Raw genomic sequence first — 18418 nt, forward strand, 5'->3', positions numbered from 1 at the left:
TTTTATTGCGGGTTGAACCATTCCACCAACCCGCTTCGCCGCTGGGTTGCTGTAGCCACAGCCTTGTCCAACACTGGCTTATGGGCATAAATAGTCAATTTCTCCCTAGCCCGGGTCAAAGCGGTATATACCAATTCTCGACTGACTAATGGTGAATATTGAGTTGGTAACACCAAGGCCGTATGCTCAAATTCAGATCCCTGAGATTTATGCACAGTCATCACATAAGCCGTTTCATGTTGGGGCAATCTGCTCGGCTGAAACCCTTTAATCTGCCCATCCGACAACTGGAAATAAGCTTTCAGCTCATTATCCTGATTTCTGAGCATAACCCCGATGTCTCCGTTAAACAGCCCAAGAGTACTGTCATTACGCAATATCATGATAGGACGTCCGACATAACCACGGCTCTCTACAGTTTTTGGCAGAGTGATAACTCCTTTCCTGTGCAGTAATTGTTCCACTCGCTGATTCAGTCCGGTGACACCAAAAGGGCCTTCCCTTAACGCGCACAACAATCGAAAACGGTTAAATTCGGCCAAAATAGCTTTTTCCGATGCCCGTTCATTTACCATCGCCAAATATTGGTAGTAACCTACAGCAGTTTCAGCCAACAGACGTTGATAATCTTCATCCGCTGAAAGTGGGTAGAAATAAACATCAGGAAAAGATTGACTCAGCATCGTAGCGACACCCGCACGATCCCCCCGATTCACTGCCGATGCCAATTGCCCAATGCCAGAAGCCGAGTTGAAGCGATAACTTTTACGCAACAGGCATAAGCAATCCCGCACTACGGAAGCGTTTTCATCAGAAGATAAAGAGGAAGAAGAGGGGGAATAAGATGTCAGCCTGCATCCGGTTAATCTTCCCAACTGCTCAGCACGTTTGGTACTATAACCCTGTTCGGCAAAGCGGCAAATATCACCCAATACCGCACCTGCTTCAACCGATGCAAGCTGGTCTTTATCCCCCAAGAAAATAACCTTCGCCCGTGGCGGCAAAGCATCAATCAAGTGAGCCATCATCGGCAAATCCACCATTGAGGCTTCATCAATAATCAAAATATCAAGGGACAACGGATTATCACGACCATAACGCAGTTTCTGGCTATCGGGTTGCGCCCCTAATAAACGATGGATAGTTTGAGCCTGTTCTGGAATGCTACGCCACTGTTCCAACGTCAAATCGAGTTTCTTGACCGCTTCCCTAAGTGATTCTGTCAATCTTGCCGCCGCCTTACCTGTTGGCGCTGCCAATTGAATGCTTAATTTTTTTCCTCCATGTAACTTAATCAAGGCGGCCAATAACTTAGCCACTGTCGTGGTTTTTCCGGTTCCCGGCCCACCAGAGATCACAGAGATTCGGCTCGTTACAGCCACTGCCGCCGCAACTTTCTGCCAATCAACTTCTTCTTCGGTAGTGACACCAAAAAGCTCATCCAAAATACGGCGTAGTTGAATTTCATCAAAAGTATCAGTCAACTCTACCGCAGCAAAAAAATCTGCTACACGCCGTTCGCTTTGCCACATACGTTGTAAATACAGACGACAACCAGTTCCTTCTTGATGGGCAAGGATCATCGGTGTAGGAAACTCCCCTACACTCACCGCTGGACAGGCCTGCAACTCAGCCAGTATCTGCTGTGGATCTGGTTCCCCGGCCAAAGACCAAAGCGATGCAGCTAATTCAGGTTGCCTTCCTTCAAAAAAATATTTTGGCGAGATTCGTTCCAGTGGTAAACAGACATGCCCCGCTCCTGATTCAGCACTTAACAGCGCCGTAATTAACAGTAACAGAGGGTTTTCATCCTCAACCATTGCATAAGCGAACTGCACATCCAAAGGACGCAGCAGCTTCTGGCTCACTGCCTGCTGCAATAATGACATCATGGAATTCATACGCTTTGTTCCTCACCAGCACCACTGAAAAGCGTATCCAGTTCGTCAATAAATTCAAAGGGAGGCAAATAATGGTAGATGCCATGACCGGGGTTAGCCTTATCAATACCACGCAGGAACAGGTATATCACGCCACCAAAATGCTGACGGTAATCATAATTGGCTAACCGGTGACGTAAATAACGGTGCAGGGCCAGAGTATAAAGCTGATACTGTAAATCATAACGATGCTCTATCATGGCTCTTGCCATCGCTTCTTGCGTATATGACTGGCTGTTTTCACCCAGCCAATTTGATTTGTAATCCACTACGTAAAACTGATCCTGCCAGCAAAAAACCAAATCAATAAAACCTTTTAACATGCCTTTGACCTGATGAAAGGACAGCGGCGCACATTGTGCAGACAGTGGATCATAACGACGAGTCAGGGCATCCATTTCCTTTGAATGCAATAACTTATCCACAGGCAAGTAAAACTGCATTTCACTTTGCTGGTGATGGCGGGGCACATTGACAAGCTGCATACCTTGCTCATTCAATTCTGCGTCCAAAATATCCTCTATCCATTGTTCCAATACAGGTGCCCAATTTTCATCAAATCCTGATGTGGTCAGTTTTTCCACTAACCACGCCCGATCCGGGGGATTGCCGAAATCCAGATCCTCTAAAATACTGTGCAAAAATGTACCCGCAGATGCCCCACGTGGAAAAGTATGCGGAGTCATCTGTAATGACTGTTCTCCCTGCTTTTCACCACGAGCATCAATATCCAGCTTCGGAGAAATGGATTGCACAATCACATCTACAGATTCGCCAAATGCACCAGCATAAGCATAAGAAGCCGCGTGAGAAGACGAGTATTGTAAACCCGAATAGCTCGTCACCCGCCAGTCATCCCGAACGGAACGTTGAAACCTTCTGGCTTCCAGCGACAGAATATTTTCATTTTGCAAGTGCCATTGTGAATCGGTGATATCTTCCACCAGCTTGATCTCTATACTGTCATCACAAAGCTCATTCAGGCTGTTTACCAATAGTTCTGCATCACCTTTCTTCCCCTTTTGCAGCAGGTATCCAAGAGCAGACAAGTGCAAATCCGTGTCACCTGTCTTCCCTCTATTCCCTTTGATAAGCGGGGCCACACCAACACTACAGTGATAAATCGATCGCGTTAATGCTACGTAAAGCAAGCGTAAATCCTCAGCCAAGCGCTCTTCATCAGCCAGTTCCAGAGCTTCTTTCAACGTTTCATCATCATGGGAAATACTGAGATAGGCTTTAAAGTTATGGCGATCATGATAGACAGCCTGCTTCTGCTTCCTGTAACCACAAATGAAAGGCAAGCAAACCAACGGATATTCCAGCCCCTTAGACTTGTGAATGGTACAGATTTTCACCAAATGCCGATCACTCTCCAGCCGTAGCTGCTGGTTTTCGGATTGCGGGTTCGGGCGTGAAATCTGTTGTGCCAGCCAACGAGCCACGGCATGTTCGCTATCTAATTGCTGAGATGCCTCCTGCAATAACTCACCAATGTGCATAACATCTGTAAGCCGGCGTTCACCGTCATCACCTGCCAACAAATTTTCTGCTATCCGATATTTCACCATGACTGCCCGCAACATGGGTAATACGCCACGAGAACGCCATAAACGGGCATAATCATCAAACTCATCGACCAAACGATCCCACGCCGTTTCGTCGTGATTTAATTGATCAATTTGTTGTGCATTCAAGCCAAATAAACTGCTGGCTAATGCACTTCTCAATTCACGCGCTTTTTCCGGAGCCAATACCGCCTGTAATAGCCAAAGCAAATCTTTTGCTTCTAACGTATCAAACACACTTTCTCGGTTGGAAAGAAAAACCGATGGTATCTTCAGCGCATTCAATTCATTACGGATTAATGATGCTTCCCGGCGATCACGTACCAACACTGTAATATCTGCCGCCATAACCGGACGGCTTTTTTCTATATGACATAAAAGAGCCTTCCCTTCTTGTCCTGCCTGCAACCAATCCCGTATTTGGGCAGCACATTGTCGGGCCATGCTTTGTTCATATGCTCCTTTGGAAATGCCTTCACCAGACTGTAACCAAAAACGCAAAGCAGCCTGATTCTCACCATGAAAAGAAAATTGCAGCCCCTGATTTTTCGCTGCTGCATTAACGTTAATGAATGGAATTTGTTCAAACAAAAATGGGCGTTCTGGGCGAGAAAACAGTTTATTGACGGCTTGCACCATTGATACAGAAGAACGCCAGTTAGTTTCCAGCGTATAGTGGGCCTTAACGTTAGAACGAGCGCGAATATAGGTAAAAATGTCTGCCCCACGAAACGCATAAATCGCTTGTTTGGGATCGCCAATGAACAGCAAGCCATTTTCCGGCAGTTCCCTGTCTGATTGAGGGCAATATATAGCCTGAAAAATGCGATACTGCTGTGGGTCAGTATCCTGAAACTCATCGATCATTGCGACGGGATAGCGCTGCCGAATGGTTGCTGCAAGCTGCTCTCCTCCTGCACGTCGCAAGGCACTGTCCAAGCGGGTCAGCAAATCATCAAAACCCATGTAGCCACGTGTCAGTTTTTCCTGACTAACCGATTGACGAACTTCCACAATCGCTTTGGAGATGATGATGTCTTTCAAGGTCAGCGGATGTTGGTATAAACCATCGATGGCTTCAAACAGCGCATGCTGCGGAGCCTCTCCTTTTTTGGTCTTTTCCAATAAACGGGACTGACAAAATTTATCCAAATCTTTGGGCAGCAGATAATCTTTGGTAGATAATCTAGCCCATTCAGAAACACCATTCAGCCAATTGGGTAAGTGCTTTTTGCTGTAGCTACGCTTATCAACACCTGAATTGGCGATCAATTCCTCTAACTCAGAAGCGGCATCATTCCACTGACGCTTTATCGAATCAATCTGTTCAATGATTTTCTGATGACGGTTAAACAACGTTTCATCACCATCAGGCGCATTGACGATATACGGCATATCTCCGTGTAAATAATCAGCAATATCTTTCAATAATGCTTCCGGCCCACTCCATATCCGGCTGATTTCCGCAGCAATCGGCAATGGCAGGGGATAACAATGACGCCGCCAAAAATCAGCACAGCCTTGTTTACGTAACTGACTTTCATCCTGAATCAACGTTTGCTCAAACAATACACCTGACTCAAACGCATTGTGTACCAACATTCGCTGACAAAAACCATGGATAGTATAAATCGCAGCCTCATCCATCTGGCGCTCAGCGGCCAATAACCAACTGGCTGCGCTTTCCTTGTCAGGAATCTCATTCAGCAATTGCTGATAAGCCGGATCACCAACAATTGTTTCTTCCCGTATACAGGCCAAGCGAAGTTGATGGATGTTTTCGCGGATACGTCCACGTAATTCATCCGTTGCAGCTTCCGTAAAGGTAACAACCAGAATCTCTTCGACATTCAGCGGACGGGAAAAGGCGGCAGAGCCGCCCAATCCCAGCAACAGACGCAGATACAACAAGCCTATCGTATAAGTCTTTCCCGTTCCTGCTGAAGCTTCAATCAGCCGCTGACCATACAGCGGCAGTGTTAACGGGTTAAGTTTATGAGACTGTACGACTTGATAATCTTGTTGATAATCCAGCATCTGACAGCCTAACATTTCATGATCCGGTATTTCATAATCCGATATAGCTTTCGATATAGCTTTGCTCACTGAGCATTCACCTTGATCGGTAATTGTTTCTGGAAATCTGACACAGAATCGTAAGTTTTCCAGCCTTTCATCTCAGCATATTGATGAACTGTGCCTTTTTTCCCTGTAATTTGGGAAACCAGAGCCAACCCCTGACGTTTAATCACTGCTTTTTCATAAAACGCGATGAGCTGCGCTTTAGTGGCTTTTTCCATTGCTGCTATGATTTTTTCTCGTGTATCAAACTTAAAGTTATTACGCCCAAAATCCGCATAATAGCGACCTGCTTCTGAATAAAAAGTCTGCGGCGGTTCACGCATTTCTTTCAGAAGAGATTTTTTATACTGCTCAAATTCAGCATCAGACATCGCTTTCAGCTTTTTATCAGCCTGTCGATAGAAGCTCTGGTAGCGTTTATGTAGGTAATCCGGTTGCTTACTGTTGCTTTGCAACAAGAAACCCAATCCCCATTGTTTACCTACATGTTGGTTGAAAGCAAAAACTGCATAGCCAAGCTGTTCTGTCGTCCTCAATTGATCATAGAACCACTGTGACAAAATGCTACTCAGCAAACTGGAATAAATTTTGCCGTTGATGTGGTCATATCCTGTCGGAATATAGATTTCCGCCAATGCATTATCTGTACTGTTAGCCGTGCCTTTAAAATTAACCGCATAATTACGGTCGATAACAATGCGATTGCCAGTCCACCATACCGTTCCTTGATTAGCGAGTTGCTTCTGTGCTGATTGAACGATGTCAATACTCTGCGGCTCAGTTAAATTACCGAAAACCAGAGCCTGTAAAGCCGAGTGTTGGATCATGCTCTGACGGTATTTCACAATATCATCAACGGTGATGGTATCCAGCACCTTCAATTTTTCTGCCTGTTCAAAGTAAGGCACACTAGAAAGGCGAGAAACTGGCTGCATTGCCATTTGGAAGGCGTTGCCATTATTAGCGACTTCCAGCTGTTCCCGATACCATGATTTCGCTTGAGCCAGTTCCTCTTGAGTCGGTGTAAACGAAATATATTGATTAATCGCTGAAGTTAACAACTCTGGTAAATGTTGCGTATAACCGCTGACACCGATCTTCAAGCCATTGACATAACCTGTAAAAACACTCATCCCCCCAACTGAAGCCTGATAACCCAACTGATTAAGTGTCAGTTCAGATAAATAGCCCAATAATGTATCTGAAACCTGATCCTTGATTTTCTTCAATCCATTAGGGTTACGCATCTCTAGTGTAATACTGCCTTTAGGTTCATCGGCAAAATATTGACTCGGCATATACAGCAAGCGAACATTTGGCTTTTCCAAAATCATTTCAGGGTGTTTTTGGCTGCCAGATGTTTTAATCAGAGATAAATCATCAGGAATATAAGGGTTCAATTCAGGCAAAGAGAATAAATCTCCCTGTTCGAGTTTTTTCCATTCCGCCAGCTGCTTTGAGGTAATTTTATTGACTTGATACGGAGCCTGTACAAAGTAAGCTTCTTTGTTATGTGGCTCTGTTGGGCTGGTAAACCAAATACGTGCATTTTCAGGTGTTAATTCATCCAAACGGCTGGCTATCGCTTTTGGATTGAAGCCATCTACAACATACCCCGCATCCAGAACATGGGAAATAGGCAATATCAGCATGGCATCGGACAGCCCCTCAATATAGTTCATATTCCGCACGATTGACGCATACTGGAACGACAAATTAAGAACCTTAGCCATTTCATCGAAATAATTCTTGTTGATACCCTGTTGTTTTAACAGGTTAATGTAAGAAAAAATGGCTGCTATAACTTGATCTCGCTGTTCAAGCCCTTTATCTGTCAGCGAAACATAAATATTAAATGTCCCGGAATTGCCATCAGTTTTTGGACTTGCCCCTGCATCAATGCCTTCGATTAAACCTTTTTTCTGTAGCCAGTCAGATAACGTATTTTGACTGCGATTACCGATTAAATATCCAACATAGGTGTCTGTTTTGCTGCGAAAATCTGCACTATTGTCGGCAATGCTGAATTCCAGTTGCAACGCTTTATGGGGTTGTGCTGGCACATAATGGATAATGATGCCTTTTTCTTTATCTGTTATTGCAGGAACTGTAATAGCAGGCACAGAAGCGTGTCGATTCGGAATGCGACCGAAAGTTTCTGCCGCAATCTGAGCCAATTTATCGATTGATTGATTGCCATACACAACTCCTTTCATCAAATTGGCAGAGTAATAGCGTTGGTAAAAATCATCCAGTGCAGTCTGTAATTTGCTGTCAGGTTTATCTTTGAGCGTTTCTAAATTTCCGCCAGCAAAGCGGGCATTAGGGTGGGCAGGGTTAATGGTTTCGGAACGGATTTGCCATATACGATGCCCTTCACCCGCACGGGCAATGGTCATTTCATTGTCAACAGCATGGCGTTCACGATCAGCATTCACGGGATTCAGCAAAGGTTCAGCAAGAGCATCCGCAAGGCGATCCGTCGCTTCTGTTAAGGAGTCATTTTCAACTTCCAGATAGAATGCAGTTCGGTTGGCAGTTGTGCTAGCGTTACGGCCTCCCCCATGTTTTTGCAAAAATTCGGCAAATGCTCCCGGTTGAGGATAACGCTTGGAACCCATTAATACCATGTGCTCAAGATAGTGAGCCAGACCAAGCTGATTATCTGGATTTTCCATGTGACCAACCGGAATAGATACGGCGGCTAATGATTTAATCGCTTTTTCATCAGAAACCAACAGGACTGTCATACCATTTTGCAGTTTAATGGCTTTATATTGACGAGGGTCCCGATCACTTTTGTGAATCGTATCTGGCAACGGCTGCCAAGGCGATTGCGCATACGCAGTAACCCCACAAATTAGCAGAAAGAGCATCGTCATGATGCGGATAATATATTTAGGCATAACCTAATATTCTCCCTAATGATTTAAATAATGAGCTACTTGAATAATGAGCCATTTGAATAATGGGCCATAGGTAACAAATAGCTCTGAATTTCACGCTTCATGCGCTCCAAAAGTAATTGATCAACCTGCCGGAAAGCCCGTTGTACGTAATGATCACTGCTTTCCCCTTTTCTGTCATGTATTCCCAGCCATTGTTCCATCAATTTATTTTCAGCGCTTTGTTGCACTTCTTCACTGAAATCGATTTCGTGGGTTTCCTGATTAAAACAATCAACCAGCCATGCCCAGCCACTTCGGCAAAACAAGGGGAGAGGCTCAGACATTCCTTGAAGATAGCCTTCGACCATTTGGTTCAAATATTTTTTCGCTTCATCCTGTTCTAGCGGTAAGAAACGATATTCTGAAACTTTTTTATCTTCCTTCTCTTTTTTCCCCTTTTTGCCCGTTCCATACATGCGGCTTTCACTGCTACCACTTGAAAGACAATAGGCAAGGTGTTCAATCCATAGTTGGATACCATCATTAGCCGTTAAGTTCGCTGGTCGCCAACGTAAAATTCCATCAGGCTGTACCTGATTAATATTGCCGGTCAATATCACAGCGTCTAGTTTCTCATATAGCTCAATGGAAAAAGGCTCTGTTCTCTCTTCACGTACCCTAGCAGCCAGTGGCTGCATGGATTCCAGTTGTTCCATCCAATAAACCTCGCCAAAGGAGCCGTATGGCAATCCTCCCGATGCACGGAGATGGCAGAACAAAGATTCAGGTGCCCCCTGTTCAATAAGAATGCTTAACAGCAGTTGGTTGAATTGATAGCGTTGCAGGTTATCCAGTACAAAAGGCTCTTCTTCAGGCAGCTCCATCTCTTCAATGACAAAATGCACTTTCAACCGTTGCTGAAAAAACGCCCTGACAGGATGTCGATAAAAGCGGATCAATTCATCTAATGTAATTTCTTTTACTTCACTGCGATCAAAGGCAATCGGCTGACAAAAATCAGTCGCTGAAACACCTTGCTGTGTCGCGGCTGGCAACCATTCTGCGGCATAACTTTGTGAATAGTGGTCAGGCAAGAAATTTTCCGTCGCAAAAGGCACACGAGTATGCTGTGAAAGTAAATGTTTTCTGACATTCTTGGCACTCTCATCAACATTCAACATTTCATCAGCGGATAAGCAAAAACTCTGGCAAACATAATCCAGTAATTCATTGACCAATACGGATGGATTGCACTCAGTATCATCTCGAATCGATTTACCGATATAGCTAATATAAAGAAATTGCTCAGCCGAAACCAACGCCTCCAGAAAGAGATAACGGTCATCATCACGCCGTTTCCTATCCCCTCGCTGAGTTTTCTCTACCATAAGATCAAACCCAAGTGGTGGTATGGTTCTTGGATAAACCCCGTCATTCATTCCCAACAGGCAAACAACCTTAAAAGGGATGGAACGCATAGGCATCAGGGTGCAAAAATTGAGGGAGCCTGCAAGGAAGCGCTGGCTGATCTTCTCATCATCAAAACGAAGCACCAGTTCATCGCGCAACAGCACCAAAGGAATGCTCTCGCCGTAGTATGCATTCAGGCCATTATCAATCACTTTTTGCCATTGCTGCGTAATAAGCACCAGAACCAGTTCAATTTCATCATCCACTTCGAAAAAAGTTTCCAGCAGTTGCGGACATACCGTTAACCAATCCGTCAACCGCTGTTCTTCGCTCAAAATTTTACGCCAGCGATTCAGTTCCATTAAGAACTCAGCCAATTGCCCCGCTAATTCGGCCGCAAGGCCACTGGATTCATCGTAAGGCAAAACCTCATTCCATGGCCCTGCCTGACTATCCATCGCATAACCCAACAGCATACGCGTCAGACCAAAGCGCCAAGTATTCTGCCCTGTAGCTGGTAAAGACAGTGCTTCAATGTTGTCATCATCCAGCCCCCAGCAAATTCCTGATTCTTTTACCCAACGCCGCAATAAACGCAACCCTTCTTCCTGAATAGCAAATTTATTGGCTAAAGCGGGAACTTCCAATAATGCCAGCACCTGCTCTGCCGTAAATCGGCTCTGTGGTAAATCCAGCAGAGTAATGAATGCCTGTAAAACCGGATGTGCCTGACGCACTTTACGGTCAGAAATGGCAAAGGGGATATAACGGTCATCGGGTGCATTGCCAAAAACGGCCTGAATATAAGGGGCATAGCTGTCGATATCCGCCATCATCACAATGATGTCCCTTGGTGTCAGTGCAGGATCATCATCCAACAAATGCAGAATTTGATCCTGCAATACTTCTATCTCCCTCTGCGGACTATGACATGAATGAAAAGTCAGAGAGCGATCAGCATAATCAATCAGGCGCTTTTTCAGACTATTTTTGAAGGTATCTTCTGTAGAGCCAATTTGGGCATGATCTTCAAGATTAAGAATATCCTGCTGGATTTGATGCAAGATGGAATCAGGCTCTAATTCAACAAAAGCATGAACATCAGAATCCGGCTCCAGTTGTGATAGCAGATAGAGGTTATCCCTGCCCAATTTTCCCCAAGATGCCAGCAGTGGGTTGTTCAGTTCCTGCTCCCCTTCTTCATTAAAGAGCAATGGGGCCTGTTCTGGATCTTTGAATCTTTCCAGCAATTGACGGCTTTTATAATGTTTGGGTTTCCGGCTATTTAACTTGGCAAGAAACGCATAACTCTGAATATCCCCCCAATAATATTGGCATGGGTTAGTGAACATAAGATGAATATCAATATGTTTACCTAATGCTTTAAATACTTGCAGATAGGCAGGGGGTAATGTAGAGACGCCGCAGATGAAAATGCGCGGAGGAAGGTTCTCCAATGGAAAATTCCCTTCTTCCAACGTTGTGATAAATCGTTGGTATAAATTAGCGCGATGCCACAAAGGTTGTTGTAACCGGCAAGTATATTCTATCAGTTCAAACCATAGCCTTTTTTGCCATAACTGATTACTGCTCAAGTCGTCAATTAATTGACCCTTTTCCCAATTTTCTAACCACCGTGGGCGATAAACCAAATATTGGTCAAACAGATCGGCAATCCGGCCAGCCAACTGGTGGATCTTGCGTTTATCAATATCTTGATCAAGATAATGCCTGAGCGCTGAAAACTCCGGCTCCGTCAGCAAATCAGGCAGCAGGGTCATCAATTTCCATTTCATGGCATCCTTACTGAAAGCACCATCTTTGGGAACATCAGGCAATACTTGAGTAAACATCTGCCAGATAAAGGTTGCAGGCAGCGGGAATTCCATGTTCGCAGCAATACCCAGTTTTTCTGCCAATTGAATCTGCAACCACTGTGACATCCCCGGGCTTTGAACCAAAATCACTTCTTTACCAAATGGGTCAGATAAGGGATTATCCCGGATCAATATCGCCATCAACTCCTTAAGAATATCGAGTTGATTTGAATGATAAACTCTAAACATCAATACTCCCCACCTGCGCAAAACCAGCGTTCTAATTTACTTGGTTTATTGTAATGTACTGTCAATTTAATCGTTACTTGATAGCATCCCAAAGAGTGAAATTCTCGCTGAAATTCCATTTTCCATCTCTGCTCCTCCACTTCTGTCTTCTTTAGTGCAATCTGGCCTTCCCAACGTTCATATTGTTCTAATTGATCATGGGCATATCGTACCGCCTTAAGCTGCCCCCAATATTGTTGAAAATTGGCTGACAGTGCTTGATGGTAACGCATTAAACCTAATAAGGAGATCGCAAATACGGCAGACGCAACCATGACTTCTGGTAAACTCATGCCCGCTTGTCGCCCAAGTGAGCTGCGCATTTTCATAAACAAAATTCAGCCTGAGGAACAGGACAAAAATCCAGCCAACCACTTTCAATAGGAGCCAGTGTTACAGGAATAAGTGTATCTTGATTTGAATATTTCATCTGTTTCATCCATTGATAAAGTTCAAACTTTTCTCCTGATGTGAATTGAGCGATACCTTTTAATAAAAAAAGATTGCCTGAATAGTGTCTGAGGCAACTTTTCAAATTAAATTCAGTTTGTTGTAGACAAAACCAAGCGCCCATTTCTTGCTGATTAATCGGCCATGATTGAGCCTTTCCCCATATCAGTGATGATTCAGCCCGCAGAAAAGCATTCAAATAATTTTGTTCATCCATCATCATGAACATAGCGCTTTCCTGTTGATAATGGAGCGCTTTCAACATCATCAAACTCAGTGCCAATAGCATCATTATCGATACCAGCAAAACATTTCCCTGTTGCTTATCTGCCATATTCTCTTCATATCCTGATATATTTATTCCCTGATATTACGCAGCCGAATTGTTGCTTGATGACGATGCACAATCGATGAGGATTTCAACCAATGGGCATCAATGGACAAAGTAATAAAAATTACCCCACTTTTTATCCGTGATTTTTCAAGATGAAAAGCATCAATGACAATCTCTTTTGGATCAAATAATCTTTCCCAACCCCCTTCCTGACAATCTCCAGCTCCTCTCTTCCACTCAAGAGTCCGGTTATTTAAACGATAACCAAAAAATTCAGATTCAATATGATCAGGTTTTTCCCATCGATTATTTAAATTGAGATCAAAAGCAGCAATAAAACAAGAATTAGCAGCTTCCGTATTTTTATTTTTAATTACCAGTGGATCACCTTTACACTCCTTTCTCTCCTGACAATAACCTGCACGTCGGATATCTTTCTCCATTAAATAGACCGTTCTATTCACCAAATAATGCAATCTATATTGACGATAGAGATCGAGAATTTGGCCTGATATAATCGGATACGTTTTCGTCATGGCAATAAAAATCACACTACTGATTAGCAGAGCTATCATTATTTCCAACAAGGAAAATCCTTTCTGTTTTGGTTTAAAACAGAGAATAGTCAGAATCATGGATTTTTTATTCCCTCACAATTAGGAAGCTGATTAATTGTATTGCTGCATGTTCTGATCCGCCCACGCCCCGAAATCACGACACTAATTTCACCTGCCGAGTTTGCCAGAGTGAAACTCGCTGGCATTGCTGTATTTCTGATCCCATAAAAATCAATGCGATCAGCCGTGGAAAATGATAGAAATACATCTTCATGAGGAGAATTAACTCGCTCCCCATCACTTTCATTGCAATCAGTAATTTTGGTTACAGACGATACCAAGCACCAATGCTGCCCTACCACCAACCATAGGGTACGATCCTGATTCAAATAATTTGCCAAAGCCTGCTGCCTTTCCATGAAAGACAACACATTATGCACTGAAGATTGTAAACGCAGACGGTTTTGATATTCTCCCCAATAATACAACCCCCAGGACAAACTGATCGAAATGATGAGCATTGCAATCATTAATTCTAACAATGTAAATCCATTTTTCTTGTTAATACATTTATACGTCATTATTTCCTGATTTATATATCACTCTCGATTTTGGTCAAGGGAAATATCTACTATTAGAAATAGAATAAACAGTGTCACTGTTTGATTATGCGGAGAGATTCGAAGATAAAATAAATATGTTACTTTTTTACATTTTAATTGCGTGATGGTTCACAGAATAACATTTGAAATTCTCTCAAAACCATTGTCTATCTTATTGTTGCATTTTCCAGCTTGATTATTTTCATCGTACCTATCAAGCTGGAATCAAACAGCAATCAGGTACGTTTGTGGGTTCTCATGGAGACTGAAGCTGTAATCCTTTTAATAACAATCGTGTTTTTTGCTCACAGAACAGTCACATATCCTTTCAAGACACTTTTTTTTGTTGCAATAACCATTTATCTAATTCATTTGCGAACTGCTGGCGATCACGTTGGTTTAACGTAGCAGGCCCTCCCGTATGGATCCCACTTGCCCGCATCGTATCCATAAAATCACGCATAGCTAGGCGTTCACGTATTGTCGCTTCACTATAACGTTCACCGCGCGGATTGAGTGCTATTGCACCTTTTTCGATCACTTCAGCAGCAAGAGGAATATCTGCTGTAATCACTAAATCACCAATTTCTAAGCGACGAACAATTTCATTGTCAGCGACATCAAACCCAGCAGGGACTTGTAATGTACGTAAAAAAGCGGATGCAGGTACACTTAATCGCTGATTTGCCACGAATGTAACCTGTACTTTTTCACGTTCTGCTGCACGATATAATACTTCTTTTATAACTTTAGGACATGCATCAGCATCTACCCATATAGGCATAACAGATTCCTCTCAATTTCATATTTTTAGCTATATCTAGGATAGTTACACGATCTTTAAAATAATCAAACTATTCATTTATGAGTTTCCTTCCTCATTTTAGCCTATTTAATAAGCTAAAAATCACACTCAGCTCAATAAGTGAGATTGCGTTCATAAAAATAGTTAAAGTAATAAGATGAACTTTACTTCAAAAAATAATGAAAAACAATTAGATAAAAACGTTTAGTCTTATGAACTAAATTTAAGCTCAACATAAGTTAAATACCTTCGGCAGACGGATCAAGCGATTAAACCGAAAAATATTGGGTTATTCAGAATCCCCTGTAATGCATGAAAAAGTCATCGGGGCTTTCATCGAAAGAAAATATTATGTTTAAGGCCAACCATCATTTTGAATGTATACTCCTATTTTTGAAGTTGCCAGAATAGCCGTAGACCTAATGATCTTAAAACAAGATGGAAAAACAGCCCAGATTGCACATATTTTATTATCTCAACTGACAGCGTGTTTTGATTACAATATACTCATCACTTTCTCCTGGACTTATTTCCACTTTAACATCCTCTATTTCTTCTGTATTTTTTATATGAGTCCCACCACAAGGGATAACAACTGGATGATTTTCTACAGTACTTTTCCATAATCGTAAATCTTCAATATTTTTTGATATGTATTCAACCTGTATTTCGCTCCCTACTGACAACCAATTTTTCAGGGTAAGATTCATTTCTTCATTAACACTATCAATATCCTGCAAAAAGGCTGCCTTATCAAATCCTTTTTTCTTTATCGACTTACCAAACCGATATATATCTACAGATTGCAATTCAGAAATTGATGATTTAAATATTGATGCTTTATCCAAGTTAAAGTTGCCTAAACTATCTGTATCATAATTTTTATTCCAATATTTATTAGCCACTTTGTTCAGAGCCAAAGACATAAAATGTGCCATGCTATGCGCTGCACTGATTTTATGTCTGACTTCCGCATCAACAGATAATTTGACTCTTTTACCTATAATAATTTTTTCATCTAAAATAATTTTTTCTTCCAAACCATTTAGTGACTCTAAATAGAGTGCTGGAATAAGTTTATCTTCTGAACTTAATTTATTAGGTATATTCTGGTCAATATAAATCCGTCCATCAATGACAGCCGCGGTATAAGTTTTGACAATATTTAATATATGGGTACTAAAGGCTATAACGCCAACATCACTTTTTTGATCTCCCCACTTATAGTTTTCAGGATAAAATGGGCTATTATCCGTAATAATAATATAACCATTATTATATTTGAATATATCGATTATTACTGCATCCAGACTCAATTGCCCAGTCATAAATGAGGATTCAATTACTGAGTTATTTAACATGTCAATTTTACCTACTGTTTATGTTATAAATATTTAATCTACTTATTGATTGAAAAATGTCAAGATCTCTACGGGATGAATTTCTTGTACAAAAACGAAATGTAATTAATGAAATAAATAATTAATGAAGGTAAATATATTTTCCATCCTCAGATTCGAGGATGGAAAAAAGAAGAGAAGTGATTTTTTATTTACTGGAGCAATTAAGAATTAAATTGCAACCGGGGCTTTAATACCCGGATACGGATCATAATCCATAATCTCAAAGTCTTCGAATCGATAATCAAACAGTGAGTCTGGTTTACGCTTAATAACTAACTTAGGTAACGCGCGTGGCTCACGGCTTAATTGAAGTTTGGTCTGTTCCAAATGGTTGCTGTAAAGGTGGGTATCACCACCAGTCCAAACAAAATCACCGACCTCAAGATCACACTGTTGTGCCATCATATGCACCAATAGAGCATAGCTGGCGATGTTGAATGGCAACCCTAAAAACACATCACAAGAACGCTGGTAAAGTTGGCAGGAAAGTTTGCCATCAGCTACGTAGAACTGGAAAAAAGCATGGCATGGCGCCAGTGCCATTTTATCCAATTCCCCGACATTCCATGCGGAGACAATGATACGGCGTGAATCAGGATCGCTTTTCAACTGCTCAATAACTTGGGTCAATTGATCGATCTGGCGGCCATCCGCAGCACCCCAGGCGCGCCATTGTTTACCATAAACAGGCCCCAAATCGCCATTTTCGTCAGCCCATTCATCCCAGATAGACACGCCATTATCCTGCAGATATTGGGTATTGGTATCGCCATTCAAGAACCAAAGCAATTCATGGATAATCGAACGAATATGACAACGTTTAGTTGTTACCAGTGGGAAACCTTCTTGCAAATTGAAACGCATCTGATGACCAAAGATAGAGAGTGTTCCCGTACCTGTACGGTCATCTTTTGCTGTACCCTCTTCCAGCACTTTTTTCATTAAATCCAGATACTGTTTCATTTTGTCTCTTGTACCTTGTTATTGCGAGTTTTGTTGCCAGAATATTTATATGCCCACACCATCATGATAATTCCAAATAAAATCATAGGGATGGAAAGAATTTGCCCCATACTTATCCCTTCAAACAACCCGAGTTGCGCGTCAGGCTGGCGGAAAAATTCAACTATTATGCGGAATGCGCCGTAACCAATCAGGAATAAGCCTGAAACACTCCCCATCGGGCGCGGTTTGCGGATAAATAAATTAAGGATGATAAATAATACGATGCCTTCAAGCACCATTTCATATAACTGTGATGGATGACGGGGCAGGACACCAAATTTTTCCAGAATCGGCCATAACGAAGAATTCGCTGTGGCGAGTGCAATATCTTCACTGCGGGAACCCGGGAATAACATCGCCCAAGGCGTATCAAGCGTAACACGCCCCCACAATTCTCCATTGATAAAATTACCGATACGCCCCATGCCCAAACCAAAGGGAACTAGTGGAGCGACGAAATCCGCGACTTGTAAGAAGTGGCGCTTGGTACGGCGCGCAAACCACCACATGGCACTGATAACCCCTACCAGTCCACCGTGGAAAGACATTCCTCCATCCCAAATTTTAAACAGGTAAAGAGGATTATCAAGGAACATTGGGAGATTATAGAACAGAACATAACCGAGGCGTCCACCGACAAAAACCCCGACAAACCCTGCATACAGTAAGTTCTCAACTTCGGTTTTGTTCCAGCCACTGTTTGGTTTTGCCGCACGGCGATTTGCCAACCACATGGCAAAAACAAAACCAATCAGATACATAAGGCCGTACCAGTGAAGAGATAAAGGCCCGATTGAAAATATGACTGGGTCAATATTAGGAAATGCCAGATAGCTAGTGCTCATCGTTCCCCACTAAAAATAATGTTGTGTGAATGAATGATATTGTGAATAACTTAAGATAAATAACCGCAGATAATAACACAGGCAAGTGGCTTGCTCCCACCACTAAACCGCAAGTGGTTATCGTGGGAGCCTCTTACGAACTCTATTGGCAAGTAGCAAGCGCCAAGAGATTTCGTACAGTATCGTGCTGATAGGTATCACTGTAAGGGAGGGTTTTATGACAGCAAAATACACCCGCACAAAAAAGTCAGCATGACTGTATTATCAGACACCATACCAACAGGCAAAACAGATAGGGGGAGAAAAACAACCTCAATCAAGTTGTATTTTTGGTTACATCAGATCAGGTTTCTTCAATAATGACTACCGAAGTATGTTCCTGCCATGAGTTATATTTTGAGTAATAATGATTGTTAAAACAATC

General features: G+C 42.4%; 12 protein-coding genes and 1 pseudogene. 1 reads left to right on the plus strand and 12 read right to left on the minus strand.

Features of this window, described 5'->3' with window-relative positions; translation table 11 throughout:
- Positions 1-2: 2 nt before the first annotated feature.
- The 9 genes from recD to PSI14_RS02005 all read right to left on the minus strand — a co-directional run bounded on the left by recD (position 3) and on the right by PSI14_RS02005 (position 14720).
- On the minus strand, positions 3-1892 hold the full coding sequence (recD, locus tag PSI14_RS01965) for an exodeoxyribonuclease V subunit alpha (RefSeq protein WP_273574351.1): 1890 nt from the start codon (positions 1890-1892) through the stop codon (positions 3-5).
- Between the two features lie 5 nt (positions 1893-1897).
- Positions 1898-5545, minus strand: coding sequence for an exodeoxyribonuclease V subunit beta (gene recB, locus PSI14_RS01970; RefSeq protein WP_273574352.1), 3648 nt, complete (start codon positions 5543-5545; stop codon positions 1898-1900).
- 65 nt (positions 5546-5610) lie between these two features.
- Entirely contained in the window at positions 5611-8496 is a 2886-nt protein-coding gene (ptrA, locus tag PSI14_RS01975; protein ID WP_273574162.1) for a pitrilysin, read from the minus strand.
- A gap of 35 nt (positions 8497-8531) precedes the next feature.
- Positions 8532-11954 (minus strand): exodeoxyribonuclease V subunit gamma, encoded by a 3423-nt coding sequence (recC, locus tag PSI14_RS01980; RefSeq protein WP_273574163.1) that lies wholly within the window; start codon positions 11952-11954, stop codon positions 8532-8534.
- Entirely contained in the window at positions 11954-12322 is a 369-nt protein-coding gene (locus PSI14_RS01985; RefSeq protein ID WP_273574164.1) for a prepilin-type N-terminal cleavage/methylation domain-containing protein, read from the minus strand. The genes recC and PSI14_RS01985 overlap by 1 nt, the downstream gene beginning before the upstream one ends.
- On the minus strand, positions 12319-12777 hold the full coding sequence (locus tag PSI14_RS01990; RefSeq protein ID WP_273574165.1) for a YgdB family protein: 459 nt from the start codon (positions 12775-12777) through the stop codon (positions 12319-12321). The genes PSI14_RS01985 and PSI14_RS01990 overlap by 4 nt, the downstream gene beginning before the upstream one ends.
- Positions 12778-12800: 23 nt before the next feature.
- Positions 12801-13412: a prepilin peptidase-dependent protein gene (locus tag PSI14_RS01995; RefSeq protein ID WP_273574166.1), complete on the minus strand. Its 612-nt coding sequence runs from the start codon at positions 13410-13412 to the stop codon at positions 12801-12803.
- A complete protein-coding gene (locus tag PSI14_RS02000) occupies positions 13409-13915 on the minus strand; it encodes a prepilin peptidase-dependent protein (protein WP_273574167.1) in 507 nt (168 codons plus the stop codon). The genes PSI14_RS01995 and PSI14_RS02000 overlap by 4 nt, the downstream gene beginning before the upstream one ends.
- Before the next feature lie 349 nt (positions 13916-14264).
- Entirely contained in the window at positions 14265-14720 is a 456-nt protein-coding gene (locus tag PSI14_RS02005; RefSeq protein WP_273574168.1) for a YaiI/YqxD family protein, read from the minus strand.
- Positions 14721-14998: 278 nt separating this feature from the next.
- Between PSI14_RS02005 and PSI14_RS02010 the strand changes: the two are divergent.
- A pseudogene (locus PSI14_RS02010) lies at positions 14999-15100 on the plus strand (IS1 family transposase); the annotation flags it as partial.
- A gap of 111 nt (positions 15101-15211) precedes the next feature.
- Here the strand turns inward: PSI14_RS02010 and PSI14_RS02015 are convergent.
- From PSI14_RS02015 to lgt, 3 genes are all read right to left on the minus strand, one after another.
- Positions 15212-16102, minus strand: coding sequence for an alanyl-tRNA editing protein (locus tag PSI14_RS02015; RefSeq protein WP_273574169.1), 891 nt, complete (start codon positions 16100-16102; stop codon positions 15212-15214).
- A 210-nt stretch (positions 16103-16312) separates the two neighbouring features.
- Positions 16313-17107: a thymidylate synthase gene (gene thyA, locus PSI14_RS02020; RefSeq protein ID WP_273574170.1), complete on the minus strand. Its 795-nt coding sequence runs from the start codon at positions 17105-17107 to the stop codon at positions 16313-16315.
- Positions 17104-17994 carry a prolipoprotein diacylglyceryl transferase gene (lgt, locus tag PSI14_RS02025; protein WP_273574171.1) on the minus strand — a complete coding sequence of 297 codons (891 nt, stop codon included), beginning with the start codon at positions 17992-17994 and terminating at the stop codon, positions 17104-17106. The genes thyA and lgt overlap by 4 nt, the downstream gene beginning before the upstream one ends.
- Positions 17995-18418: the final 424 nt, after the last annotated feature.

The organism is Xenorhabdus anantnagensis, assembly GCF_028598555.1.
Lineage (GTDB): Bacteria > Pseudomonadota > Gammaproteobacteria > Enterobacterales > Enterobacteriaceae > Xenorhabdus > Xenorhabdus anantnagensis.